The 22,896-nt window shown below is 60.1% G+C and carries 24 protein-coding genes; 20 read left to right on the top strand and 4 right to left on the bottom strand.

Going from position 1 to position 22,896, the window contains the following annotated elements; all coding sequences use genetic code 11:
- Positions 1-404: 404 nt before the first annotated feature.
- From G9U53_RS30540 to G9U53_RS30585, 10 genes are all read left to right on the top strand, one after another.
- Positions 405-611: a hypothetical protein gene (locus tag G9U53_RS30540; protein ID WP_165639817.1), complete on the top strand. Its 207-nt coding sequence runs from the start codon at positions 405-407 to the stop codon at positions 609-611.
- Positions 612-836: 225 nt separating this feature from the next.
- A complete protein-coding gene (locus G9U53_RS30545) occupies positions 837-3,101 on the top strand; it encodes an exonuclease domain-containing protein (protein ID WP_165639818.1) in 2,265 nt (754 codons plus the stop codon).
- 229 nt (positions 3,102-3,330) lie between these two features.
- Positions 3,331-4,092: a hypothetical protein gene (locus G9U53_RS30550; RefSeq protein ID WP_165639819.1), complete on the top strand. Its 762-nt coding sequence runs from the start codon at positions 3,331-3,333 to the stop codon at positions 4,090-4,092.
- A gap of 254 nt (positions 4,093-4,346) precedes the next feature.
- Entirely contained in the window at positions 4,347-5,306 is a 960-nt protein-coding gene (locus G9U53_RS30555; RefSeq protein ID WP_207624732.1) for a DUF4192 domain-containing protein, read from the top strand.
- Between the two features lie 314 nt (positions 5,307-5,620).
- Positions 5,621-6,310, top strand: coding sequence for a hypothetical protein (locus tag G9U53_RS30560; protein ID WP_165639821.1), 690 nt, complete (start codon positions 5,621-5,623; stop codon positions 6,308-6,310).
- Between the two features lie 189 nt (positions 6,311-6,499).
- Positions 6,500-6,925, top strand: a complete 426-nt coding sequence (locus G9U53_RS30565) for a hypothetical protein (RefSeq protein WP_165639822.1) — start codon at positions 6,500-6,502, stop codon at positions 6,923-6,925.
- A 199-nt stretch (positions 6,926-7,124) separates the two neighbouring features.
- Complete coding sequence (locus G9U53_RS30570; protein WP_165639823.1) at positions 7,125-7,871, top strand: hypothetical protein; 747 nt, start codon at positions 7,125-7,127, stop codon at positions 7,869-7,871.
- Positions 7,872-8,027: 156 nt separating this feature from the next.
- Positions 8,028-9,008 (top strand): nucleoside hydrolase, encoded by a 981-nt coding sequence (locus G9U53_RS30575; protein WP_347570842.1) that lies wholly within the window; start codon positions 8,028-8,030, stop codon positions 9,006-9,008.
- Positions 9,009-9,046: 38 nt separating this feature from the next.
- The gene (locus tag G9U53_RS30580; protein WP_165639824.1) at positions 9,047-9,580 is read left to right on the top strand and encodes a hypothetical protein; all 534 of its coding nucleotides are present in this window, start codon (positions 9,047-9,049) and stop codon (positions 9,578-9,580) included.
- Positions 9,577-10,752, top strand: a complete 1,176-nt coding sequence (locus tag G9U53_RS30585) for a DUF6545 domain-containing protein (protein ID WP_165639825.1) — start codon at positions 9,577-9,579, stop codon at positions 10,750-10,752. The genes G9U53_RS30580 and G9U53_RS30585 overlap by 4 nt, the downstream gene beginning before the upstream one ends.
- 9 nt (positions 10,753-10,761) lie before the next feature.
- Here the strand turns inward: G9U53_RS30585 and G9U53_RS30590 are convergent, their stop codons facing one another.
- Positions 10,762-11,160: a hypothetical protein gene (locus tag G9U53_RS30590; protein ID WP_165639826.1), complete on the bottom strand. Its 399-nt coding sequence runs from the start codon at positions 11,158-11,160 to the stop codon at positions 10,762-10,764.
- 286 nt (positions 11,161-11,446) lie between these two features.
- Between G9U53_RS30590 and G9U53_RS30595 the strand changes: the two genes are divergently transcribed.
- The 5 genes from G9U53_RS30595 to G9U53_RS30615 all read left to right on the top strand — a co-directional run bounded on the left by G9U53_RS30595 (position 11,447) and on the right by G9U53_RS30615 (position 14,357).
- Positions 11,447-11,878 (top strand): hypothetical protein, encoded by a 432-nt coding sequence (locus G9U53_RS30595; protein WP_165639827.1) that lies wholly within the window; start codon positions 11,447-11,449, stop codon positions 11,876-11,878.
- A 149-nt stretch (positions 11,879-12,027) separates the two neighbouring features.
- Positions 12,028-12,342: a hypothetical protein gene (locus G9U53_RS30600; protein WP_047269115.1), complete on the top strand. Its 315-nt coding sequence runs from the start codon at positions 12,028-12,030 to the stop codon at positions 12,340-12,342.
- A gap of 238 nt (positions 12,343-12,580) precedes the next feature.
- Positions 12,581-12,922, top strand: coding sequence for a helix-turn-helix transcriptional regulator (locus G9U53_RS30605; RefSeq protein ID WP_047269114.1), 342 nt, complete (start codon positions 12,581-12,583; stop codon positions 12,920-12,922).
- Positions 12,919-13,746: an ImmA/IrrE family metallo-endopeptidase gene (locus G9U53_RS30610; protein ID WP_165639828.1), complete on the top strand. Its 828-nt coding sequence runs from the start codon at positions 12,919-12,921 to the stop codon at positions 13,744-13,746. Before G9U53_RS30605 ends, G9U53_RS30610 begins: the two co-directional genes overlap by 4 nt.
- A complete protein-coding gene (locus G9U53_RS30615; protein ID WP_165639829.1) occupies positions 13,743-14,357 on the top strand; it encodes a PIN domain-containing protein in 615 nt (204 codons plus the stop codon). The genes G9U53_RS30610 and G9U53_RS30615 overlap by 4 nt, the downstream gene beginning before the upstream one ends.
- A gap of 323 nt (positions 14,358-14,680) precedes the next feature.
- Here the strand turns inward: G9U53_RS30615 and G9U53_RS30620 are convergent, their stop codons facing one another.
- The 3 genes from G9U53_RS30620 to G9U53_RS30630 form a co-directional block, all read right to left on the bottom strand.
- On the bottom strand, positions 14,681-15,124 hold the full coding sequence (locus tag G9U53_RS30620) for a hypothetical protein (protein WP_165639830.1): 444 nt from the start codon (positions 15,122-15,124) through the stop codon (positions 14,681-14,683).
- 140 nt (positions 15,125-15,264) lie between these two features.
- Positions 15,265-16,530 (bottom strand): zinc-ribbon domain-containing protein, encoded by a 1,266-nt coding sequence (locus G9U53_RS30625; RefSeq protein ID WP_165639831.1) that lies wholly within the window; start codon positions 16,528-16,530, stop codon positions 15,265-15,267.
- Positions 16,531-16,596: 66 nt separating this feature from the next.
- Positions 16,597-17,496: a hypothetical protein gene (locus G9U53_RS30630; RefSeq protein ID WP_165639832.1), complete on the bottom strand. Its 900-nt coding sequence runs from the start codon at positions 17,494-17,496 to the stop codon at positions 16,597-16,599.
- Between the two features lie 1,177 nt (positions 17,497-18,673).
- Between G9U53_RS30630 and G9U53_RS30635 the strand changes: the two genes are divergently transcribed.
- The 5 genes from G9U53_RS30635 (at position 18,674) to G9U53_RS30655 (ending at position 22,882) form a co-directional block, all read left to right on the top strand.
- Entirely contained in the window at positions 18,674-19,507 is an 834-nt protein-coding gene (locus G9U53_RS30635; RefSeq protein ID WP_165639833.1) for a YaaA family protein, read from the top strand.
- A gap of 25 nt (positions 19,508-19,532) precedes the next feature.
- On the top strand, positions 19,533-19,868 hold the full coding sequence (locus G9U53_RS30640; RefSeq protein WP_165639834.1) for a hypothetical protein: 336 nt from the start codon (positions 19,533-19,535) through the stop codon (positions 19,866-19,868).
- Positions 19,869-20,388: 520 nt separating this feature from the next.
- Entirely contained in the window at positions 20,389-21,579 is a 1,191-nt protein-coding gene (locus G9U53_RS30645) for a hypothetical protein (RefSeq protein WP_165639835.1), read from the top strand.
- A 125-nt stretch (positions 21,580-21,704) separates the two neighbouring features.
- Positions 21,705-22,019, top strand: coding sequence for an integration host factor, actinobacterial type (gene mihF / locus G9U53_RS30650; RefSeq protein ID WP_047269107.1), 315 nt, complete (start codon positions 21,705-21,707; stop codon positions 22,017-22,019).
- Between the two features lie 137 nt (positions 22,020-22,156).
- A complete protein-coding gene (locus G9U53_RS30655) occupies positions 22,157-22,882 on the top strand; it encodes a hypothetical protein (RefSeq protein WP_052959772.1) in 726 nt (241 codons plus the stop codon).
- The last annotated feature ends 14 nt before the right edge of the window (positions 22,883-22,896 follow it).

Below are 22,896 nucleotides of genomic sequence, written 5' to 3' on the forward strand. Positions count from 1 at the left end.
GCACTGCTCATCGCTGACGGCGAAGATCCCGACGACCCCCGCATCATCGCAGCTTACGAATACATGGAAACTGCACTTGCGTTGTATGCGAGAGTGCATCGACGCATGAGCCCTCGATCTAGGTAGTGCTGCTGAACCCGAGCTCGCCGCCATGTTTTGCGTTCTCAATCCGTCCTGCCACACCCGACGGCTGTCTCTTTCCCTCTTCGGAGGTTGCCGCACGGATCTCTGGCCATTGCGACGCTCAGTTTGAAAAGGCCAGAGAGACGCGACAGCAAGGAGATCGAACTGTGGAGAATGCGCGCGACAGCGTGGAACCTGCCACGGGCGTGCCGGCCACTTCCGAGGCGGGGCCATACGGGCGGGCTGTCGGGCTAGTTGCCTTCGCTTCTGTCGGAGTTGGGATGGCAGTTGGTGTGCACGCCGGCAGCTCCCTATTCGGCGTCGCTACCGCGGTGTTGGTATCGGCACTTGCAGTGCTCGTCATTGCAATCTACGGGCGACTACCCAGCGACTGGACGGACTGGGCCGGGGTGCTCGAAGTTCTGATCGTTACGGGAGTTGCTGCAGCACTTGTGATGCGACTGGCGGAATGGTGGATAGTGGTGTGATCCGGGCCGGTCCGGCGCATCTGGGCGGAGAAATCCTGGTCTAGCGAGGCGTCAGGAGATTCGCAGTCGAGCTGTCCTGGAGCCTTAGTTGCCCCTTTCGTGCACGGCTTTCCTACACGATCGTGTCCGGTTCTGTGGGAGCCTGCCGTGAGCCGGTGACGCACATGTCAGTAGCTGCAAATAAGTTGTCCCCCATCGGAGATCACCACATCTGCAAGGGGCACCATGACCGATCTGATTATCACGCAACGTAAGGTCCGCAAAACGGAGACTGGGCAGCCGGGAATCCTCACGCGGACGCCATTCGTTGCGATCGACGTTGAGACCACCGGAGTTTCGGACGACGGCCGGGTTATCGAAGTGGCCGCGGTGAAGATGAACCACAGGGGAGAAGTGATCGACAGATTCGAGTCGTTGATCAACCCTGGATACGATGTTCCGCTGAATCCCCACGCGCAGCGGATACACGGAATCACCCCGAACATGGTGTGGTCGGCTCCTTCATCGGAGGAGGTGTTCGCGGACCTCGCCGAGTTCGTGGGACGCAGTGGAGTCGTCGCGCACAGCCTTTCGTTCGAGAATCGTTTCCTCACAGCCGAATACGCTCGCCTGGAACTGCCTCGACCACAGTGGCAAGGTATCTGCACACTCGCGGCGGCCCGGACGATGCTGATCGCGCCGAACCACAAGCTCGCCACGCTGCTGGATCTACTCGAACTGCCGGGAATGAACAGCCATCGCGCAGCTGATGATGCGCACGCATGTGGCCTCTTGATGGCCGCGATGATCGAACGATGCGACGCAGGTGACCTCGTCCCGCTGGGCGAAGTCACGCCGAAAGCCGCCAGACAGTCGGCACCGATCACCGGCCCCATCGTGATGGCGGAGCACCCGGTTCTCGACACCCAAACAGTCAGGTCTGCCATGGGCGGATTCGATCCCACCGAGGAACAAGCTCGCATCCTCGACGGATTCGACACCGGCGCAGACCTCGTCATTTGCGCCCTCGCCGGCACAGGAAAGACGTCAACACTGAAAGGGATCGCACGGATCGAAGCAGCCAGAAATCCGGGACGCCACGGTCTTTACCTCGCGTTCAACCGTTCCGTGGCTACCGAAGCGAAAGCACACTTTCCTGAACAAGTGCAGACATCGACTGCACACGCGTTCGCGCTCCGTCACTTGCGGAACACCGCGCACGGTCCACTCCTGGCGAAGCTCGATGGCGGACGATCGAAATTCCGAGAGATGGCGGAGGCGATCAACTCACACAAAATCTTCTTCTCTGCAGGCGGCGATGGCCCCCGGGTACTCGCGCAGTATCCGGTGACAAGGTTGGCGCTCGCAACAGTTGACGAATTCTGCAAAACAATGGACGAACAGATCGGACCACAGCACGTCCCCGAGCAGAGGGGAATCGACGTCGGCAGTGCGCAACGGGACGAACTTGTCGGCCATATTCTCCCGATTGCCCGCCGCGCGTGGGCTGCGATTCGCGACCCCCACAACTGGACTATCAAATTCACACCTACCCACATGTTGAAGTTGTGGGCAGATACCCACCCCATCGTGGGTCGGCAAGGTGACTACCTGATGTTGGATGAAGCGCAGGATGCGAATCCGTTGATCGACAGCATTATTCGCGATCAGGTTCACATGCAGCGGATACGTGTAGGTGACGAGAACCAAGCAATCTACGGCTTCACCGGCGCCATCAACAGCATGTCGAACGTCGCCGGCGCCACATACTTGTCGCTGACGAAGTCATGGCGGTTCGGGCCAGCGGTCGCAGACACCGCGAACTTCTACCTCAGGAAACTCGGCACAACATTGCAGGTCATCGGCAACGAGAACGTGGAATCGCGGCTGATCTCGATCTCCGATCCTGTCGATGCAGTGTTGTGCCGGACCAATGGTGCTGCGCTGACCGAAGTGATCGCAGCCCAGCAGGCAGGGAAGACGACCGCACTGATCGGTGACGCTGCAGCAGCTACCCGGTTCTGCGAATCCGCTGAACTGCTGAAGGCCGGGCAATCACCCAAAGACGCGGATCTGGCCGCATTCACGACATGGGCAGATCTGCAGGACTACGTAGAGAACGCGCCAGGGGAGGGGGAACTGAAAACGCTGGTCGAATTGGTCGACACATACGGCGTCGACGAGGTGCGAGCAGCGATGGCATCGACAGTGAGACCAGATAGGGCCGAACTGGTTTCAGCTACCTGTCACAAAGCTAAGGGCCTGGAATTCGATCGAGTGCGAATCAGCCACGAATGGGAGCTCGAGCCGGACGATGCTCCGTTCCCTCTCGACCTCGACGATCTAAGAGATGAGCAGATGCTGGCGTATGTCGGCTTGACGCGGGCAAAGCGCCATCTGGATCCAGGCCTACTCCTCGACCAACGAGTCGTAGATCTGATCAGTGCTCGTCACGCTCATCCCGAGGCGATCCCGGGCCTGACACCTCCCCTGGAGGGCATGCTTCTCTGACGAGTGCATTCCTCGCTGACCGGATGCCTGAGCGGCGGAGTCCGGATGCGAACACGGGCGGATTACAGGCGTAGCGATCCAGAATTTGTCCGCGCAGCCTCCGGAACCAGCGCTGTCCATGCACAGACGCCGCGTCGGCGAGCTGTCCGGGGTGATCAGGGGTGCCGCGCTGCTTGGCCGCTGGGGTGAGTGTGGAGACGAAATATCCACGCGAGCAACAGGAGTAAGCATGGGAGGTCACGATTTCCATGAAGTGGTGTACACGAACAGCGACGTTGAGGCTGTCTACGAAGAATTGTGTGCCGAGGCGGTACGCGAGTACGGAAACAACGGCTACAACGGCACCATCAGCACGACCCGGGGAGTGAATCCCGTTCGTGTTCCCCCAATGAGCTTGGCCGCCGCATTCACTCTGGCGAGCGACCGCATGGACGGACTCGACAAATGGAGTGCATGCGAAGCGATTCCACTTCTTGAAGAACGACAACCGGTGTATGAAAACGGCGGACGGGTAACAGTGAGCCTCCAGGTGCCGTGGTCGGTGTACTCCGACCACGATGCGATGCGCTCCGCACTGGGAAAGAAGCTGGGGCGGTCGGAAGACGAGGTGGCGGATTGGTTCCTGATAGCTCGGGAAACCACCGTCACGAGACGTGCGAAGATCACCACGACCAGCGGACAGCGGGAGACTCGCCACTTCGTAGTGAGTTCGAACCAGAACCAGCTACCAGCGTGGGCGCTCGGCCACCGAACCCAGGCGGCTGCGAGGGAAGCGCTGAAGGGGATCGGGGCCACCTTGTTGGCCGAAACTGTTGATCTGGACGTCATCTCGATCACCCGACGTGTAGATGGTCAACCGCTGGTGAAAGCGACGCTGACCGCGAAGGACGTGAACGCGAAAGCATCGGTGTCATTACAACGGAAGACGTGCGACGGATTCCTCGGTACTAAGCAGGCCGGCTGGCTGTTCTACGGCTGGGCCGCATCCTGATCGATTCGGTGTGCAGTTGCGATGGCAGTTGCACACCGAATCCGCCGTAACCGAGCCTGTCCGCTGCCTGCATGGCAGGTCGAGTGACTACGAGCATCCTGTCCGCTCATCGAATGCGGCGAAAGACGGTGCGAACTGCAGCAACAGCGTTCGCCGGCGTTCGTGCGCGGTGCCGCACTGCCGGGCTGGTGCGAACAAGCTCTGAACGTAATCAACCAGCGAGTTCGTAGAAACGGGGTAGCGAGATGGCGACTGTGGCCAAGAACAATGCGGCGATCCGAGGTGCGGGAGCACTTGTCACCGCTGTACCGGCATTCTTCGGTTTCACCCCGGACGAATGCCTGGTCGTGGTCAGACTCGCAAAGGGCGCTCTCGCGGCAGCTGTGCGGATCGATTTCGACGCAGCAATACGCGTTGCTGAGCACGATATTTCGAGTCTGGTGGGCCACGAGGACGACCGTGCAGACATGGTGGCACTGATCGGAATCGGCGTGAATTCTCGGCGAGACGACGCGTTGAACGCTGTCGCAGCGGCATGCCTGGCCGACGGAATGTACGTGACGGCAACGATCAAGGTAGATCGGATCGCGTTTGGTGAGCGATGGATCGACCACAGCAGCAAGACTGAGGGCCTTATCGACGACCCGACTACATGTCCCGCCGCGCTGGACTCGTTGATCGAACGAGGTCGAGGTGTAGCCAGCGACCGTGAAGAACTGCGGATCGAAGTAACTGCCACAGGCGCCAATATCGTTGCAAGTAAGGCCCCATCCAACGCAGGAGCGGCGCGGGCCGTGCGTGCTGTTCTCGCCGCGATGGACCGCCATATGAACGGCCACCCACTCTCTGACGCCGATGTGGCGAAGCTGGCGGGCGGCTTGCTCAACAAACGTGTTCGCGACGCGGTGGTGGCTATCGGTCTGACCGGGCGCCGTGAGGCTGCACGCGCTGTCTTTGCGGACGTAACGCGTCGGGTCTGTGGACCGGCACGGGCCGAAGCTGCGACGATTGTCGCAGTTCTCGCCTACTTCGCATGCGACGGAGCGCTGTTGCGTATGGCGCTCGAGGAAGCTCAGCGGGAAGCCCCCAAGCATTCTCTTGCCCTGATGGTGGCGTACGCGCTCGATATGCAGATTCACCCCACGAAATTCGAGGAAGCACTCGCGCCGTCGCGTCAGATTCTGGCGGAACTCGGAATCGTCGTACCAGACTGATCGCGATCCGAAGTGGTTGTCCCACCGCCGCTATCGGCGGTGGGACAGGGTGTTTCGCCTTCGGTACGCCGAACGTGTGTTCTCGGTCGGTCGTACCCGCCCATCTGCTGTCCTGGGTGGAGATTGCTCAGCTGTGGACAACGCGGCTGACCCTGTCCTCAATGCGCATAGTTCGAAGGCAATGCGGGCAGGCGGATTGGTGCAGATCAACTTCGAGGCCCGCCCACCCGACGACCTATTCCGTGACGCGCACTCGTGAGCGACACGGAATCGTCAGAACCTCAACACGTAGTCAATGAAAGCGAAGGAACGACATGGGATCTGACATCTATTCGTCTGCGAACTTTTCTGTGCAGGACAACGATCAAGGGCGCGCCGCTCTGGCCTACGCGGTCGGCAAGTTGCAAGACATCTCCGCGCTCGGGCTGACCCCCGACGGAGACGAAGACGCGGGTGCGGTCATAGCTGGGGCGTTGGCCAAAGTCCTTGGTTTGGCCGAAGATCCGAACGACTTCACAGAGGTGTGGAATGCGCTGATCGGTGGTCGATACATCGTATCCGTATCAGGGGAAGGGGTTCACTCCGATCCCAGCGAAATCGACGCGGTGCTTTCAGCTCTCGCGGAGAGCGATGTTAACGGTGAAATCACCTGCGAAAGCGACGATTACGATCGGTGGCGACTGCGCGTAGTTGGCGGTCAGGTTCGCAAAGAATCCGGCGAGATCGTGTACGGCGATGATGCACTCGCCGCAGCATGGGTCGTCCAGATGCAAGGCCATGATGACAATATGTTCGACCAGGTCGCGGTGGTGGGTTCGGAGGCGGAAGCGACCCCGATCCTTGCTGAATGGGCACGTGAGGCTGCCAAGAATCTGGTCGATGCTGGTGCGCTCGGTGAGGGCGCTGTCGATGTGACCGCAGACGATGCCATCGTTCTCGAGCAGTGGGCCGATGCCGGGGGAGTGAAGTGGGAGGTGTATCAGGCTGGCGCGCAGAACCACTGATCAGGACAGTTGAGGTGTTGCCCGCAGCCTCTCTCCGGCGGGCAACACCTCAACTGCGCGGCCTGTCCGAAGCCGTCCGACGGAACCGGGCACAAGCAAGATGGTGCGGCGAGACACTCAAGGTGCCGCACACTCGCGCCGGCACCCTAATCCTGGGTCTGTCAACGAAACAGTCCAGGAGGAATCGACATGGGTGACACACAGGAATTGAGTGGCGCGGCTAAGGCCACTTTGGGGGACCTTCTCAGGGAATCCGTCCGCGACCGGGCGGTCCTCGCGGAGATCGGAGTGCTCCTCGCGCCGGTTCTGGCACTCGATTTGGGCGTGCATGACCCACGGTCGTTGTTCGATGAACTCGAAGTCGCTGTGGGCGAGCAGGGAGAGCGAAAGGGCCTTCGGAGAGTTAAGTTCACCACGGAGCTATGGGACAACGGATATTTCTTCTCCGATGAGGTGGAAGTCGACTACTGCGACGGCGATTCCGATGAGATCACCCTCCCCAAAACGTTCTTGGAAGAGTACGCGGACGAACTCACCTCGCACACCGACGGTCTCGGATCAGGGACTGAGTTGAAGGTCGTCTACAGCGGCAAAGAACCCCGGATCGTCGCCTGACTTCGACTACTTGCCCGACATGACATCCTGCGTCGGGCAAGTAGTGAAAGCTGTTTCGCTGTCCGGAAATTTAGATGTCGGCCGATCCTCATCCAGCGCGCTGCCGGGGCATTGAATATTCAAATCCGGTGCCGCACAGATCAGATCGACGAGATGGAATCGAAAGCGTCAGATTCCCGACGATCTAGGAGACAACGAAATGGGCTACGACAACAACCCAGGCTCGCACGGCAGCCCAGAGCAGGGCACACCCGGCCACGACTCAGCCCCGGGCAGGGGTGCCGACCACACCGACACCGACGGACTGATCGAAACTCGAGTCGAAGGCGTCGACGCAAAGATCTATGCCCACCGCTCGAACGTCACTCCCGGAACACTGCTGGTCGGTGTCGACGCACCGCAAGGACAGTCGATCCGGTTCGTCGTCAACGACGGCGACATGCTGGATACAACGGTCGGCGTCGATGCGGGCGAGCTAGTCACGCTCCCGTCGACGGAACAGTTCACGTCGAATGCGCACCGCATGGTGGTCGGCGGAGAGAGCCGCGCCGCAACGGCGGTCGCGACCAGGGTCGAATACCTCGTACCTGACGATGTGATCGCACAAGGAAGCGACGCAGTAGCCGGGTGGGTCGAGCAGACTGCCCGCGCGGTCGCGGTCACCAGCCCGGTACGGATCAGCGTCGAGATCGGTGAACGCTCCGAAACGTGCCTCACACGGGCGATCTGGACGGGCCGCAAACTTCTCGACACCGAACGTTCCTTCGGGGATTCGAGGAGCGAGACGGAGGCCGCTTCGGACGCGATAGCGAACATCCTGCTGGCGCTCGCAGACAGCGACGGTTTCGAGGAAGTCGTGAGCGCCCTGCGAAGCGCACGGATGTACGTCCGAGACGAGTGGGCAGAGGCCGACCGGATCGTGCCGGACTGCTTCTTGATCAGCTAGACACCTCCACTGATCTGGCACCTACGGCGGGTGTCAGATCGGTGGACGCTTTCGCCGCGACGACGCTGTCCGACGATCACCAGACGGCCGTCAATGATCTGATCAGCGAAGTCACTACTATTCGTGACGCCAACGCACAGACATGGGAGGGGCCGCGTGACCGCCGAAATGAACACCCCGGAACGGCATGTACTCGTCGATACCGACACCGGAGTCGACGACGCGCTCGCATTACTGACAGCCCTCAACGCACCAGACACGTCCGTCATAGGCATCGGCACCGTCTTCGGTAATTGCACCGAACACCAGGCCGCTCAGAACGTGCTGACAGTCCTCGCTGCGGTCAACCGCACCGACATCCCGGTATGCGTAGGGAGCCCCCGGCCAGGGCCAGCACCGACGACACCATCCCCACACGGAAGCGATGGGCTCGGAGGTCGCGGACTCCAGCCGCCACCCTCTGTTCGACTGAGCGACGAAACCGCCGTCGACCAGATCCTCCGGACAGGACGCGAACGACCCGGCCAGGTCGACCTGCTGTGTCTTGCACCGCTTACCAACATTGCAGCCGCTATCACTCGCGATCCGATGATCCTTCGGCAGTTCAGATCAGTGACTATCATGGGCGGAATGGGCACGGCCGATCGCCGCGAAATCGTCGCCGCCGCGCAACCGAAATTCCTCGCCAAAGGCGATACCAACACCAACCACGACCCAGCCGCCGCCGCGACAGTGGCTGCGACACCCGGTCCAGTGACCTGGGTAGGCATGGACGTCACAGGCCGGCTACGACTGAGGTGGGCAGATCTGCAAACCCTCACGTCGACATCGAATATTGCGCGTTTCATTCAGACCATCACCGAGGACTATCACGTTTACTGCACGAACACATACGGTGCTGAGCAGCCGATCTACACCTCCCACGACAGTGTCGCCACGTCCGTCATGCTCGATCCCACGGTGATCTTGTCCAGCGTTTCGGCTACCGCACAGGTACACAGTGCCGACGGCCGGTCTGCGTTGTGGGGGCACTACCCTGACGATCGGTCCGCAGTGCACCAGATGGCAACCGACCTCGACTACGCCGCGATCCGAAACCGAGTCGACCGCACCCTCGCAGGTTCGGGAAAGCACTGAACGGAACGCACAGTTCTTCGAAAGGCGATGGTGGCAGCATGTTTCGAACGGCATCCAAACGCAAAGTGCGGAAAGCGCTCGACAACCTGACCTTGCCCGATCCCTGGGACAGCCGGAAACTGGTCGAACAGATCGCACACGATCGCGGACACCCGATAGTGCTCTCCCCAGTGCCACAACACGTGATGGAAGGCAAAGTATGCGGCCTGTGGGTCAGCTCTGACGAAACCGATTACCTGCTTTACCCGGAGGACTCCCCGTCCTGGCACATCGATATCGTCATCTGCCACGAACTCGGCCACATGCTGCTCGACCACGATCTCGAGATACCAGTTCCCGCCAAGTCAGGCCCACCAACCACGTCGATCGACATCGAAGGGCTGTCCGCATGGCTACCAGGCCTGGATCCCGACGCGGTCCGCGGGATACTCGGACGCAGCGGCTTCTCCGCTCGCAGTGAATACGAAGCTGAATACCTCGCGACACTGATCATCGATCGCGCAGTCGAGGATATCCAAGACACCCGCCACACACGAATGCTCAACACATTCGTCCGAGGTGAAGACGGATGACCAACACAATCCCCGCCCCCCTCCACGCGCTCATCCTGCTATTCGTGTGGTCGGTGCTGGCAGCGCGGTCAACACTGCTGAGGTTCAACAACTACGACGTTCGACTAACCCACGCACTGACCTTCGCGTGCATCGCGCTCACCCTGAAAGACCCCACCGTCGCGTCAGTTCTCAACCCGATACTCGGGCCGACGCTCACCCGAACACTCGTACACATCCTGATCTTGTGGTCGGTGGCAGCCCTCGTCGGTGTCTACAACTCCTGGGATCCCGCCGAACCCCAATGGAAGCAGCCGACGCTCTATTGCATCGCGACCACACTCGGGGTGCTCCTGCTCGTCCTCTCGGCGCCAGCACGCGCCGCAGAAACAACAGTCGAACTCACCGGCGGTTGGCAAGCAGTGGCCTACTTCGCGATCTACGCCGCATTCACCGCGTACGGACTAGGCCGGGTAACCCTGGACTATCTCCGAAGCTGGAAACGGATCCGAACCGCATCCACGAAAGTAACCGTGATCGGCGTAATCGTGTTCTTCGTGTCCATGCTGGTCGAATCGTTGCAGATGCTGGCAGTCGCCATCCTGACTGGAAGCGGCAAAGGAGAACGACTGGTCGAAGCGAAATCGAACTCCAACGGGTGGCTATTCGCCGTAATGATGCTCGTCGCCGTCACCTTGTCAGGGCTCCCATTTTTTCGCTCGGACATGCGGCGGGAACTGTGGGACCAGTTCAGAATCCACCGACTGTGGAAGACGATCACACGGACGGAACCCGATCTCGTATTCGGAACAATCCGAGACCGGCGGACACTCACTGACAGTCAACGTCAGCTGAGGGTGACCAGCGAGGTTTTCGACGTTGTCCAACGACTCAACCACTACGCAGAACCCATCAACGACGGACGTTGGGACGATCAACTCGCCCAGCTAGGACTCACACCGACGCAAGCGATTGCGGTCTATCAGGCAGCTCAGCTGCAGAACGCCATTGAACGACGTAAACGCGGTCTCAGCCCACTCGATGAAAAGGCTCCGATTGCCACTGCACCGGCCGCCCCTGACGACACCGAATCTGCGATCGCAGCCATGATGCTCATCGCCCAGCACTGGTCCCTAGCCGGCCGCCTCCGACAATCGAGCATCAGCGAACAGGACCACGCGCAGATCCCCTGACAAGGAACCTCAGCTGGCCGCTGAGGGGCTATCCGAACCCTCTCCGAGCACCCGCAGCAACGCCCTGCGGTCGGCATCAGTGCGTTCTCCGCGAAGCTGAATGCTCTGCACCTTCCGCATCCGGAACTGCTCGAGGAGCAGCAGTTGTTCGTGCAGATCCTGAATATCGTCATCGAGCAGATACTTCGCGGGCGTCCGGAAGTGCGCGGCGATCGCTGTAAGCAAATCTGGATCCGCTTCGGTCTGAGCACCAGATCGCAGGGCGTCGATCTGTTCAGCTGATACCTGGTGTCCAGCAGCGCTGATCGCTGCAGCAGCGTCCGTCGACGTTTCTTCGCTCTCGTTAGCTGGGTGCCATACCCGAAACAAGACCTGCAGTCGCTCGGCGAGGGAAACCCGTGAGGACATGAGCTCTCTCCGTTCCATGGTCAGAACCATCAGCTTAGTGCGTGCTTGATTATCTGATCGTCGCCGCAGGCAGCGTGGACCAGGCTGTCTCCAACAAAAGGACCAACAGTGGGGAGCCTGCGACGAACTACAACCTGTCCGAGGCACTGGCAAGACGATCCTGACGTTGCACTATCAATGTTTCGGCCGGCACGCAGAAGGTGGTGCCGCACAACGCGAGCCGTACGCGCACTGTCGAGTCATCGCGGGCTCATCGCGGACCCGCACGATTCGTTGGAGGTTCAACATGCAGATCGTCGTTCAATCGAAGTTGGCTGGTACACGCAGGGACAGCCCGCGGCCGGACAGTCTGTGCGCTGATTTGCCGATCCGCCGAACTCCTTTGTCCCTTCACTTGGCGGACGAAGCCCAGGTCACCGTCACCGAGACTTCCGACGGAGGGGATGTGTTGTCCACGCACACGGTGCGAGCCGTGATTGGGGCCGGACCCGACGACGAATTCACGCGCGAGCTGCGATTGCTTGGCGAGGTTCCGGCCCTCGGGTTGCTCGACGTTGCGCACGTCGTCGATGTGTCGGGCACTGTGGCTGGGGCAGCAGCCGGCTGCGCCACCGCGTTTGCTGCGGCGATTGCGGAGCGTTTGATCGACAGCGGCACATCGGCGCGGATTGTGGTGCTCGATCATTTCGAATCTCAGATCGCTGAGGTCGAGATCTGAGATTCACTATTCTCCAGCATGTTTCGGTGAACTCTCGTCATAGATTCTCGACGGTCTGGCACTGGTTGAGTGCCGCACTCGCGCCGTGAGCGCGTGAGAGTGATGCCTGGGCTGCGGAAGCCGCAGTCCAAACGAAGGGGGCCAAAGGCATGGCACGTAAGAAGATCGAACAATCTGTGAAGGCCTTGCAGATCGCTGACCTCAGTGGCCGAATGATTGGTTCCCTCATCCGGCTCCGGTCGACGATGGGGGACAAGCGGGAAATGGAGGTCGAAGTTCGACAGATCGGATTGGATGCCAATGACGCCGGTCTCCACGTCATCATTCGTAGGGCAGATGCCGAGGGCATTGACGCCGACATCGGTTTCATCGACGTTGAAGGCAGTGGCCCCGAAGATGATCGCGTATTTGCTTATATCGGTGAATACGATCTCGACCATCCGATCGAGTTGATCGAACGATGACCCCTGCCGTTGAACGCCGGGCGAGTGACTGGTCCGACCTCCGAGGCGTTCAATTTCGGAGTTTCTGTGGGCACTGTCCGACGGCTTGTGAACGGCCGAACGGGTGCTGAGCGCGAGTGTTTGCCACTCGTTATTGGGGGTTCGTCCACAAGTTGTCGAAGGTCACTATTGCCCGGATGACCTCGACACATCTACACTGAATCAAACATCGACAAACTGATTCAGGAGGGTATCTGTCATGACCACACCCTCGACCGGCACACGGATCGAGAAGGCGAGGCTCGCCGCCAACATCCCGAGCCAGCGCAAGCTAGCCGAGGAGGCCGGCATCTCGCAGTCGACCCTCTCGCGAATCATCACCGACGCCCGGCCGGCAAAAGCGAACGAACTACTCGCCATCTCCATGGCCACCGGCTGCACCTTGGCGGAGCTGACAGGCACTTCTACGGTTGCCGACCGCGTCCAGTACGCGGCCAGGGCCACCAACGGTGCGAACATGGAGCAGATGCGCGAGCAGCTGATCCATTTCCTCGAACTCGACGCCTACCTCGAAGACCAGGGCATAGGTGTTTGCCTGTGAACCCAGAAATCGAAGGCCGCGATGCAGCGGCGGAGTTTCGCCGCGAGCATGGGCTCGGCAACCAGCCACTCGCCGACCTCGTCGCGCTCATCGAGCAGACGACAGGCAATGACGTCGCAGTACTCGACGGTGGCCGGGACGAACACGGACTCACAATGCGTGACAGCACGCGTGACGCAGTGTTCATTGCCGTAGCTCGAACCAAAAACCCTATGCGTCAACGCACCACATTGGCTCACGAGCTAGCGCACGTAGTGTTCGGCGACTGGGCCATCGAGGACACCGGTGACGACCGCCCGCCCCATGAGATCCGGGCGGATGCCTTCGCTCGGCACTTGCTGATCCCGGTCGCCGGTGTGAAGCAAATTGTCGGTGGCGCATCAGCTGACCTCAGGACACTCTCGACCTGCGTTCAGCTTTTCGGCGTGTCTCCGGCGGTGGCGGCTATCGCGATGCACCAAGCAGGCTGCATCGACTCACCCACCAAAGACCAATGGATGGCGATGACCACACCGCAGATAGCAGCACGGTTTGGGTGGGCTGACCAGTACGAATCACTTCAAACACAGTCCGACACACGTCGAGCGCCGCAAAAACTGTTGGCTCGGGCGATCGATGGATACATCGAGAACGTCGTGCCCGCACAAACTTTGGCCACACTCCGTGGAATCCCCGTCGGTGATGTCGTCGAGAGCCTCAACGAAGACGGAATCACTCCCATCGAACATCAGACGGAATGGGCCTCCGCCGCTGCGCTCCCCACAGTCGATGTCGACTTCACCGACTGGGAGGACGACGACAGTGACGAGGATCCTGCCGGATGACAGTACGGCCGATAATTGACGCCGGACCGGCACTGAGCTTTCTCGCCATCAACAAAGAACGGCTGCTGCTCGCGACGACGGGCCCGATCAGCACTCCGGAAACGGTCCGCGACGAGGTGCTCAGCAAGTCAGCGAAGGACCGACGATTCGCGCAGGTGGAGAGAGTCTGGAACAAGATCCCCTCACGACTGCTGGACGTGCTTCCCGATGATCCGACGCCCGAGCTTGTTGCCGCACTGGGCCGCATCAGCCAGCAACCGTGGAATCAACGATTGGCGACAGCAAAGGATCTCGGTGAAACCATGGTTGTCGCGCACGCGGTGGTACACGCCGAAGCCGGGCACCAAGTCACAGTGATCATCGACGATCAAGGCGGCGCCGCTTTGGCAACGACAGAGATCCGGCGTTTGGACCGACTTCGTCAAATGGGAAGGCCTGTCGGAGGGATCGCTCTGGTGAATACGGTCACCATCCTTGAGAAAGCTGCTGGAGGCATCCATCTTCCTGACAGGGGAAGTATGCGAGAGGTCTACACCAAGCTTCGTAAGAACGACGACGGTCTACTCCCGATTGACCGAACGCGATTGCTGTCGTCAACCGTCTGGAAATAGTGCCGGAGAGAGTAACTCTGCGCTGAAAAGCGGGCGGAGGTCACGGTAGAAGTCTCGAAGCAGAAGCCCAGGTGGAGCGGAGTTTCGCCGGTGATGCACGCTCGTTCCCTCGCCACTGCAAGCTGTCCGCGAATTCCTGAATTACCTACGGCCCAAGTACCTTCGGCGCACCGAGCGGTAGTCGGCGGGAAGGACGGATACGGCAAAATGATGCTCCGCCCACGCCACAAGCGCACGGCGGACCATCGTTCGATTTCCGTTACCGCTCGTTTAACCCTGCAAGCACTACACGCTCGACCGCCCGGATCCGTTGTGCAGGAACATCAGAGCAGAAACCCTCGCTGAGCATCCGCCACGACGGTCGCAGCTACACGCGGCGCCCATCTCTCGTGGCCGAGCAGACTCCACGTCGGATCACGACTATCCAGCGGTGTCGCTGCCAGCTGAACCCGCTGCACAAACCTGCCGACAACAGGGAAAGACAACGCGATCCAACTCCATGAACCATCATCAGAGGCGATACCGAGTCGGCTCATCACGGCAGTCGATAGCACCGACACGTCACCGCCCGCTCCGAAAAGAGCATCCGCGGAGACATTGAGAACAGCCGTCCATGACTGCACCGGCGACTTCGGTCCACGCGGTGACGACTTCAAGCCCGATCTCGCCCGCTGCGGCTTCTCCATCACGGCTGCCGCCGACTGCGCCCACGCCGCATCGCCGCCACGGCTCGCCGGCAACGGATGCGATCGCACATATCGACGCATCCCCCTACATCCGTCAACGACCTGCACTTCACCGACAGGTTGGGTCGCGAGCAGAAACTGCAACAAAGACCCAACGTCACCTGTTCGGCGAACATCCGAAAACGCGCCGCCATCGAGACGTCGAGTATTGGTGCTCCTCGTCACGACACCTGGCCTTGATCGAACGTGCCGTGAGCCAAAGGGTTCGGCGTGTGTAGCGGATCCGGACGCCCGATCAGCGGGTGATCCGATTTCGGGGCACCGACGATGGCCAGAGCATCACGATGAAAAGACGCACCGGAGATCGAAGCGACCAATACGACCTTTCGGTCGAAGACAACCAAGGCGGTCGATGACGCCGCGACGTAGTCAGCGCGCAGCTTCCACAGCCCGCGCGCCCGCTCCCACAGCTCTTCCGGTGCGAGGTCCGGCGCATACCCGATGTAGCTCCGTCCGAGAGGATCGTCCATGGCGGCAGGTGTGGATTCGCCCAGTGTCAGTCGCACCGCCGTAATTCGCGCCGAAAACTCCATCGGCCGGAAATGTTGCAGCGTCGCGGACGCGCCCTTTTCTCGGTCGAAGGAAACGTGGTCGAACGTGGGGTAGTGCCTGTCCTTGAGATGCACAGGCGGCATCTCACCGTTCACTGAAAAGCGCTGTTGCTCAAGGAATTGCACCCGATCCTTGATATCGCTACCCAATGGCGTGTCCAGGATATCGAACCCAGCCTTCTTCAACGCCCACTCGATCTCGTGCGGATAGACGTCAGGCATATAGTTCTGACGGAAGTGCCCAGCATCCGCCGGTACGGCCGAATACATCGCCTTCTGACAACTCTGCGGTAGTACCTTGATGATTCGGAGCATGCACGCACCGAGCACCGCTGATTCCGTCCACTTTCGCTGCTGTCGGAACTGCACCTTGTCGATCGCGACGTACAAACAGAGCATCCGAACGAAATACCCTTCTACCAGCGGGAATATCTGATCCCACCATTCAACGGCCTCGGAGCCCCGGCTACAGAACAACGCGTACAACGCGCTGTTCTCGAGAACACCGATCGCAGTCGGCACATCGTCAGCGTGAGCGTCAAGGATCCGGCGGGCATGCTCGGTGATCTCACACTTGTCACAGGGATGCCCGAGCACCCGAAAGATGGAGTCCTTGCCGGATTGGAACCGGCGATGCCCGCAACTGTTCACTGTGCAACCAGGGGCTACGCAGTACAAGCACGCGTAAATGTCGCCCTGCTTCCACACCATGTCGGAACGACGCTGCAACGGGGTCTCTCGCCATTCGTGGCCGGCCGGGCAGATCCACCACACCATGTCGTTCGACGAGTTCGTTACTGAACCAAGATCAATCCCTGCATTGCGAGTGGGATGCAGCTGGCGAAACAACTTCGGATGCTCATCCTTGAGACGCATAGTTCTCCTCCGACTCCTTGGCCCCTTCAACCACGATGAGCACGGCTATGTAGGCAGCACCGCCCGTCACAGGAGAGTCACCTTGTCGGACGTTTTGATCGGCGCACCTTCCGGCCCCGCGATGTACGTCGAGATCCAGATCGGGTGATGCCGCTGCTCACTCGGGTACCACTGCCGCTTCCAATGGCCCCGAACGGTCCACCGGTGCGAATACACCCGCGACGGTGGTCCATCGTCACCGGTTGCTCGGGCGCCACTGCGAGATCGATACGACAAATACGTCACCAACCCCGGCTGGCGACGCCGCCCACTCAATGACGACTTCGCGGTACGAATCGTGGACGAGTCCACCAACGCTCCCTGTCGAAGCATGTGCGTAAACGAGAGAAATACGGCCAATATCTGCTCAGAACCCCAGCCCTGATAGATGCCCTTTCGGGACCAATCCGGAGCGTCATCGGGCATCCCTGGGGTATACCCGCCGATATTCTGAAGCGACGGCGGGGAATCACTTTCAGGAGAACTCAATTCCGCCTCGGCAGTTGGGATAGGCAGATACTTGTAATCGCCGAACCTGTATCCCCAGCCTTCCCGAATCTCACCTTGATTCACAATGAAGTCCTGAGCCCCGGTTGTCGGCACCAACTGAACCGAGAGCAGATCATCGACGGTGTTCCACAGCAACACCAGATCGCCCTCCGATTGCGTCAGATAGGCGACACCAGAAGGTGAGGGCAGATCAGCGATTGTGACACCGACTTCCGCTGAGCCCTCACTTCCCGCCAGGATCAGCGCAGTCATTTCCTCGGAGGCAAAGTAGGCGTGCCGGTCCAATGTTGCTCCGCTTGTGCACCGATACCCGCAATAGATGACGATTATCTCCTGCTCGTCCACTGCTTCGTCAGACAAGGCCAGAGCACCCTTGAACCCGAGATATCGCTCAGGGTTCGCAGAGAGCACCTCCACTGGCTGTCCATAGAATTTGCTCAACCCATTCAACGTCGGGCCGACAACTCCCGACGCGCGGAAACTACGCAACTCCCACACCGAGAAAGCAAATGGTTCCAGATGCTTCATGACCGGCGTAGCTGCCTCATCGAACGCATCTAACAACAACGGCATCTGCGCTGGCTTCAGCTGTCCCGTCGACAACGCCATATCTGCTCGCTGCCGAACCGCGAGTCCATGTCGCAGCTGATCTCCCGGAGTGTGCTTCGGAGGTGACTCCCGCACAACAACTTTCCTCTTACTCTTCGCCTTACCCATCACGACCCCCTGCGTCGGTTTCCTCTGAAGGATCAGATCCATCCGCGCCTACCGCGACACTGTCCGGTGGTGCGAACAAGGCCTTTCCTGCCCCAAAGACCTTCCCAACATCATGCCTGATTCGCGAAACTCGAGGACTTCCGACATCGCCCCAGTAGCGTCATGACACACGCCGTGAGCACGAGACAAGTGATACATCGCGCAAGCAGTACGAGTCGCAGGTAGACCTCAACCGCTGGACGTTCTCGGGCGATGTCTGCCCTCGAAACCGGCCATGGAACACCGGGCCTGTGGGATTCGCCCAGACTCTGGCGGCATGCAGCAGGAATCCGGCGTGCAGCCCTAGTAACCCACACCGGGCAGGCACCCTGCGTTAGTGCAATGCTGGCCACTCCCAACGGATCAGGTCCAGGCGGCCGAGCACTCCAACAGCCACGAGGGCGAGCCCACCTCCCCAGAACCGTCGATCCGACCAGTCGCGAGGCTCAGGTAGCCCGTCAATCTCTTCGTGAAATGCCTGAGCAGCAGAGAAGGGGTCGGATCGACTTGACTGGACCTGCTCAGGTAGCCAGGCGAAGCGTCCTGCTGTCGGCGTGTGGGAGGCGTTAGGCATCGCAATCATCCAATTCTTCAGAGGGGGCGCCTCGGTCGTCGAGGTCCTGACTCGATCCGAGTCGATCGAGTAACCCCAGACTGACCGGGCTGGGTGGGAGGTGCGGCACGTAAAGACATCAGCTCGACTGACCCGAACCTGCTCCTCAGATTCAATGCGGCGCGAGCGAATCCATCCGTGCCGCAACACTTCCACCCCGTCCATAGCGTGTTGAGGACAGGTGCAAGCACATTGCACGAACCAATATCACGAGCGGACGCACCGATGGCACTCTTTACTGCTAAATATAGATACGACGACCTCACGCTCACAGCGCCAGCACCAGGAGCAGCGCTGATCAACGACGTCGGACTCGTCGTGTCAGTGCCCGGTATCGGTCCGAAGACCGGAGGCCGACATGCAGGGATCCCATTGGCAATCGGACCTGTGCACACCAGAATCTTCCGGCCCCATGACCGTATCGAAATGTCTCTGCCGAACACCCAATTGCTTTTGTGGACCGCACCATTCGAGACGGCAGCGTTTCGTGCCGGATATCAGGGTTCACTGGCCAAGCGCGAAGGCTGGTACTGGCTGAACTGGACCATCGCGGAACATATCGCGCACGACCTCGAAGTCGAGACAATGGATCGAGCCGAATCAGCCGACATCACCCCAGTCGTCGCCGACGGATCACCACTGGTGGTGGTTCCCTGCGGCGCCGTAAAGTCCGCCGTCGCATCACCTGCCGGCGAAATGTACCGAAGCGGATACCACCGGCTCGGGCTCAAAGCTGCAAGGGCGCTGACCAGCCCAGAGTCGATCAGAATCCTCTCAGCGCTCCACGGTCTTCTCGCCCTCGACGCGATGGTGGAACCGTACGACTTGCGGATGGGTAGCCCCGGATCGATCACCGCAGATGCTCTCGAAGCTCAGGCAATCGATCAAGGGCTCTTCGATCATCGCAACGTCGTCGTCCTCGGTGGCCGCAGCTACACCCGTATCGCGCAATCCGTTTGGCCGAATGCCCGCACCCCATTGGCTGGAACTCGAGGTATCGGAGACCAGCAACATCGCCTTGCCCGCATCGCCGAATGCGGTGCGCAGGCACTCACCTAACCCCACGATGACACCAGGAGTGACCATGACAGTGACCGAAATCCCGGAGGCCTTCGCCAAGGCATTCATCGCGTACGCCAACGACAGCAATGGCGACGCAGATGACCTGGACCTCAGCGTCTCCGAAGATCGACGTGAGCTGTACCTATCGAACGACCATCCCGGATTCTCCCCTTACCTGCAGTTGAGCTCCGACGGTGGTGATTCGGCAACTGTCGAGATCCGATCCGCAGTGAGTGTTCGCCGGACCGGCGGTGGCTTCGACCGCACCGAACACCTTGACGCCCAGGTCATCGTCCCGCTTTCAGACCTGGAGGAAGCAGCCCGCCTCGCAGTCGAGTGCTGGATCACGACTCTCTGACCCACGGCCTAAACATCGGCTATATGGCAGGCCCGCGCCGGCCGATCAAGACGGCGTCATTGAGCGCAGTCCATTCGAGCCTGGCGCACTCGAATGGACTGCACGTAGAAATCAGCGTTGCTGTCCAACGAAAAGGCTTTCCTTGAAACACTTCCCGCAGATCGTCGAATCCACGAGCTCTGATCAGGGAGGCTCAGCTGGACACCAACGTAACCAGCGCTGAAACCGTCGTCGACGACAACATCACTAGGGTCTACCTACGCCAACGAGGACCCACGTATCCAACGATAGAACGATTCGTTGTGATTCCACCTGACCTGGCGCCATCGAAGGAATCCGAGCACTTCGGCAGATGGTGGAAAGCCACCATCTGAACGCCGCCGGTAGCAGTCAGCACCCGAGCTCCACAAACGTACGCATCTAGGTCGCAGAGAACACGGGCCGGTATGCCGCATGACCGGAAGCCATTATGCGATCCTGAGTCCATCGGAGAATGCACTACAAACACGAGGGGACTTTCGTGTCCATAGCCAACACCATTTCCACGAAGGCCGTCGTCGGCGCCATCAAGGTGATCTACGCGCTGCCTGAGAGAGTCGAAGGCGTTACCATCGCCGTCGACGGAGACACCCTGACAATCGCCGGTCGAGATGCCTGGGGATCTTCGGTGACCGTCCTGACCGCGTTGCCTCAAGACGAGACCAAGAGTCCTCGCGAACGCATTGCCCCCGTGTGGGTCGTGGACAACCAAATTCGGACCATCGTAGAGACTTCAAGCTCACGTTCGGACCGAAGTGCGCTGACCTACAGCGATGGGTTCCTTAGATTCGGCAGTCAATTCAAAGTGCGTGCCAACAAACACGACTCGTCAGACGAGAAGTTGCTCAATACTCAACCGACAGCAGCAGTTTCTCCGACGGAACTAAAACAAGCTTTGGCCATTCTCGCGCCACACGCAGCGACCACAGGATCCAAACCTGCTGTGAATGTCCGTATTGGCACTGCAGCCGACGGCTCCATCTCTGTCGCAGTCGCCGGCGACTACTCCGCAGGGACCGTCACGCTAAACGCAATTGGCGGCACAAGCCGGCGAGCGGCGATCGGGTATACGGGGATCGGAGTACTGGCCGCGTCAGCGAAACTGCTGAAATCGAGCGCAGACCAATGGACCTTGACGGCAGCGGTCACCGACTCCACCTGCCAGACCGAGATTTCTGACGGCACGACGACGGTCATTCACAACGCTCAAACAGCGGGTATGCCCGATTTCGACGATGCACTCGCTGAGCCAGACGGCTTGCGGTGCTGGGATCTCGATATCGCAGACCTATCCGATTTCGACCGATTCCTCTCGGTACTGCCCCGAGTATTCAGTGCAGACGGAGCATTCATCCAGATCCGAAACACCGGACAATCCCACGGCGCGAAACATCCGATCGAGTTGGTCGCCCGATCGGGCAGCAACCTTGCCGTGGCTGGGGATTTGTTGCGCGGACAGAGCATCCCCATCGTTAACACCACCAGCGTGGACGACGTCGAGGTCGACGTCGCACTGCCACAGATGAGGCAGATCGTCACCAGCGCGATGAACGCAGGCGGCGGAACCGTCACGCTGCGCGGATATTCCCCTTACGAGACGATGGGGAAACTGTTCCTCAGGGGAAAGAACGTCACAGCGGTCACGATCAGTAGGATCCCGCAACCGCTCTGAGCAGCGATCGACAGTGCCGCTACGCCGTAACTGTCACTGCTACAACAGAACTACTCGGCTATACGAAAAGCCAACCAGGATCACGGCAGTGAAACGACTGCCCAACCCAGCAAAGGGAGAAGCCCATGTCGCTACCCGTACTCACCCCTGAACAGCGTGCCGAGAGCTTGAAGAAAGCCGCAGAAATGCGCAAGGCACGAGCAGATCTCAAAGCCAAACTGAAAGCTGGCACTGTGAAGGTCGAGGAAGTACTCGAGCGCGCAGACAGTGACGCCGTCGTTGGCAAAATGAGAGTCCTTCACCTGATCGAATCACTCCCCGGCCGCGGGCGCCAAGGCGCGATCAGCCTGATGGGCAGACTCGACATCTCCGAGGCGAAGCGAGTAAAGGGACTCGGACGTGTTCAGCTCGCACGGTTGCGCACCGAGTTGGTCGCATAGCTATTCAACTGATCCGGCTGTGGCGCCCACGACGAACCGACTGGGCGCCACAGCGACGTTCAGGCAACCAATCGAGAAACGCCGCACACACCCCAACTAGCAGGCGATCCTTCCTGTCCGGGATACTGTCAGATGCTATGTCACCGACCCCGCGACAGCCCGAATCACGATTCCGGCCGACACCCTGGAAGAACAAGCCGGCCACTCCCGGCGCGTTCGCAGTGATCGACATTGACGGGGTACTCGCGTCGATGGCGGAGTTCGAGCCGTTACTGAACACGGAGCGATCGCAAGATCGTGACTGGCATACTTTCCACCGGTCTTACAGCCGCGCAAAGGTGATCCGGGCTGGGCGAAAACTGGTCGAGATGTTGCAGTCCGCAGGCCTACAGATCGCATACTCGACGACCCGCCCCGAACAGTTCGCCCGAGCTACTTGGAACTGGTTGCTCAGCCACAAGTTCCCCCCGGGCCCGATCATGTTTCGGCACTTCATCAAAGACGGGTCGCGGCCTCAGGACGAGGTGAAAGTCCGGCAATGGTGGGCGTGGCAGGACGAGCACGGACCCGCGCAACCCATCATCGCCTGGTTCGACGACAGCCAGACAGCCAGCAACATGTTAAGGGCGCATGGCTGTCCGGCATGGCATCCGAAAGAATTCCTGAAGAAAGTTCGATCAGTCGGCGGCACGAAAGACGCCGTTGTCGAGGTACTCAAAGCCGGGCCGATCGACATGGCAACTCTCGACGAACGGCTCTCGTCATCGCGCGGCGCCTGGCAGCAATCCGAAGATGCCTGGCAAGCGAAGCAGAAGGCCTGGTTCAAACGGCATCAACAAGCGCTACGCGATCGGAACCGATAGAACTGATTTGGCCA

Origin of the sequence: Rhodococcus sp. D-46, from assembly GCF_011290655.1 — a bacterium.
GTDB classification, from domain to species: Bacteria; Actinomycetota; Actinomycetes; order Mycobacteriales; family Mycobacteriaceae; genus Rhodococcus_F; species Rhodococcus_F qingshengii.

Excerpts from the sequence above, each read along its gene's own strand:
- G9U53_RS30540 (WP_165639817.1), top strand. The coding sequence starts at position 405 with ATGGCAGTTGGTGTGCACGCCGGCAGCTCCCTATTCGGCGTCGCTACC.
- G9U53_RS30605 (WP_047269114.1), top strand. The coding sequence starts at position 12,581 with ATGACCACACCCTCGACCGGCACACGGATCGAGAAGGCGAGGCTCGCC.
- G9U53_RS30590 (WP_165639826.1), bottom strand. The coding sequence starts at position 11,160 with ATGTCCTCACGGGTTTCCCTCGCCGAGCGACTGCAGGTCTTGTTTCGG.
- mihF (WP_047269107.1), top strand. The coding sequence starts at position 21,705 with ATGTCGCTACCCGTACTCACCCCTGAACAGCGTGCCGAGAGCTTGAAG.
- G9U53_RS30565 (WP_165639822.1), top strand. The coding sequence starts at position 6,500 with ATGGGTGACACACAGGAATTGAGTGGCGCGGCTAAGGCCACTTTGGGG.
- G9U53_RS30600 (WP_047269115.1), top strand. The coding sequence starts at position 12,028 with ATGGCACGTAAGAAGATCGAACAATCTGTGAAGGCCTTGCAGATCGCT.
- G9U53_RS30550 (WP_165639819.1), top strand. The coding sequence starts at position 3,331 with ATGGGAGGTCACGATTTCCATGAAGTGGTGTACACGAACAGCGACGTT.
- G9U53_RS30580 (WP_165639824.1), top strand. The coding sequence starts at position 9,047 with ATGTTTCGAACGGCATCCAAACGCAAAGTGCGGAAAGCGCTCGACAAC.
- G9U53_RS30545 (WP_165639818.1), top strand. The coding sequence starts at position 837 with ATGACCGATCTGATTATCACGCAACGTAAGGTCCGCAAAACGGAGACT.
- G9U53_RS30620 (WP_165639830.1), bottom strand. The coding sequence starts at position 15,124 with ATGCGTCGATATGTGCGATCGCATCCGTTGCCGGCGAGCCGTGGCGGC.
- G9U53_RS30570 (WP_165639823.1), top strand. The coding sequence starts at position 7,125 with ATGGGCTACGACAACAACCCAGGCTCGCACGGCAGCCCAGAGCAGGGC.
- G9U53_RS30655 (WP_052959772.1), top strand. The coding sequence starts at position 22,157 with ATGTCACCGACCCCGCGACAGCCCGAATCACGATTCCGGCCGACACCC.
- G9U53_RS30585 (WP_165639825.1), top strand. The coding sequence starts at position 9,577 with ATGACCAACACAATCCCCGCCCCCCTCCACGCGCTCATCCTGCTATTC.
- G9U53_RS30625 (WP_165639831.1), bottom strand. The coding sequence starts at position 16,530 with ATGCGTCTCAAGGATGAGCATCCGAAGTTGTTTCGCCAGCTGCATCCC.
- G9U53_RS30615 (WP_165639829.1), top strand. The coding sequence starts at position 13,743 with ATGACAGTACGGCCGATAATTGACGCCGGACCGGCACTGAGCTTTCTC.
- G9U53_RS30560 (WP_165639821.1), top strand. The coding sequence starts at position 5,621 with ATGGGATCTGACATCTATTCGTCTGCGAACTTTTCTGTGCAGGACAAC.
- G9U53_RS30640 (WP_165639834.1), top strand. The coding sequence starts at position 19,533 with ATGACAGTGACCGAAATCCCGGAGGCCTTCGCCAAGGCATTCATCGCG.
- G9U53_RS30595 (WP_165639827.1), top strand. The coding sequence starts at position 11,447 with ATGCAGATCGTCGTTCAATCGAAGTTGGCTGGTACACGCAGGGACAGC.
- G9U53_RS30635 (WP_165639833.1), top strand. The coding sequence starts at position 18,674 with ATGGCACTCTTTACTGCTAAATATAGATACGACGACCTCACGCTCACA.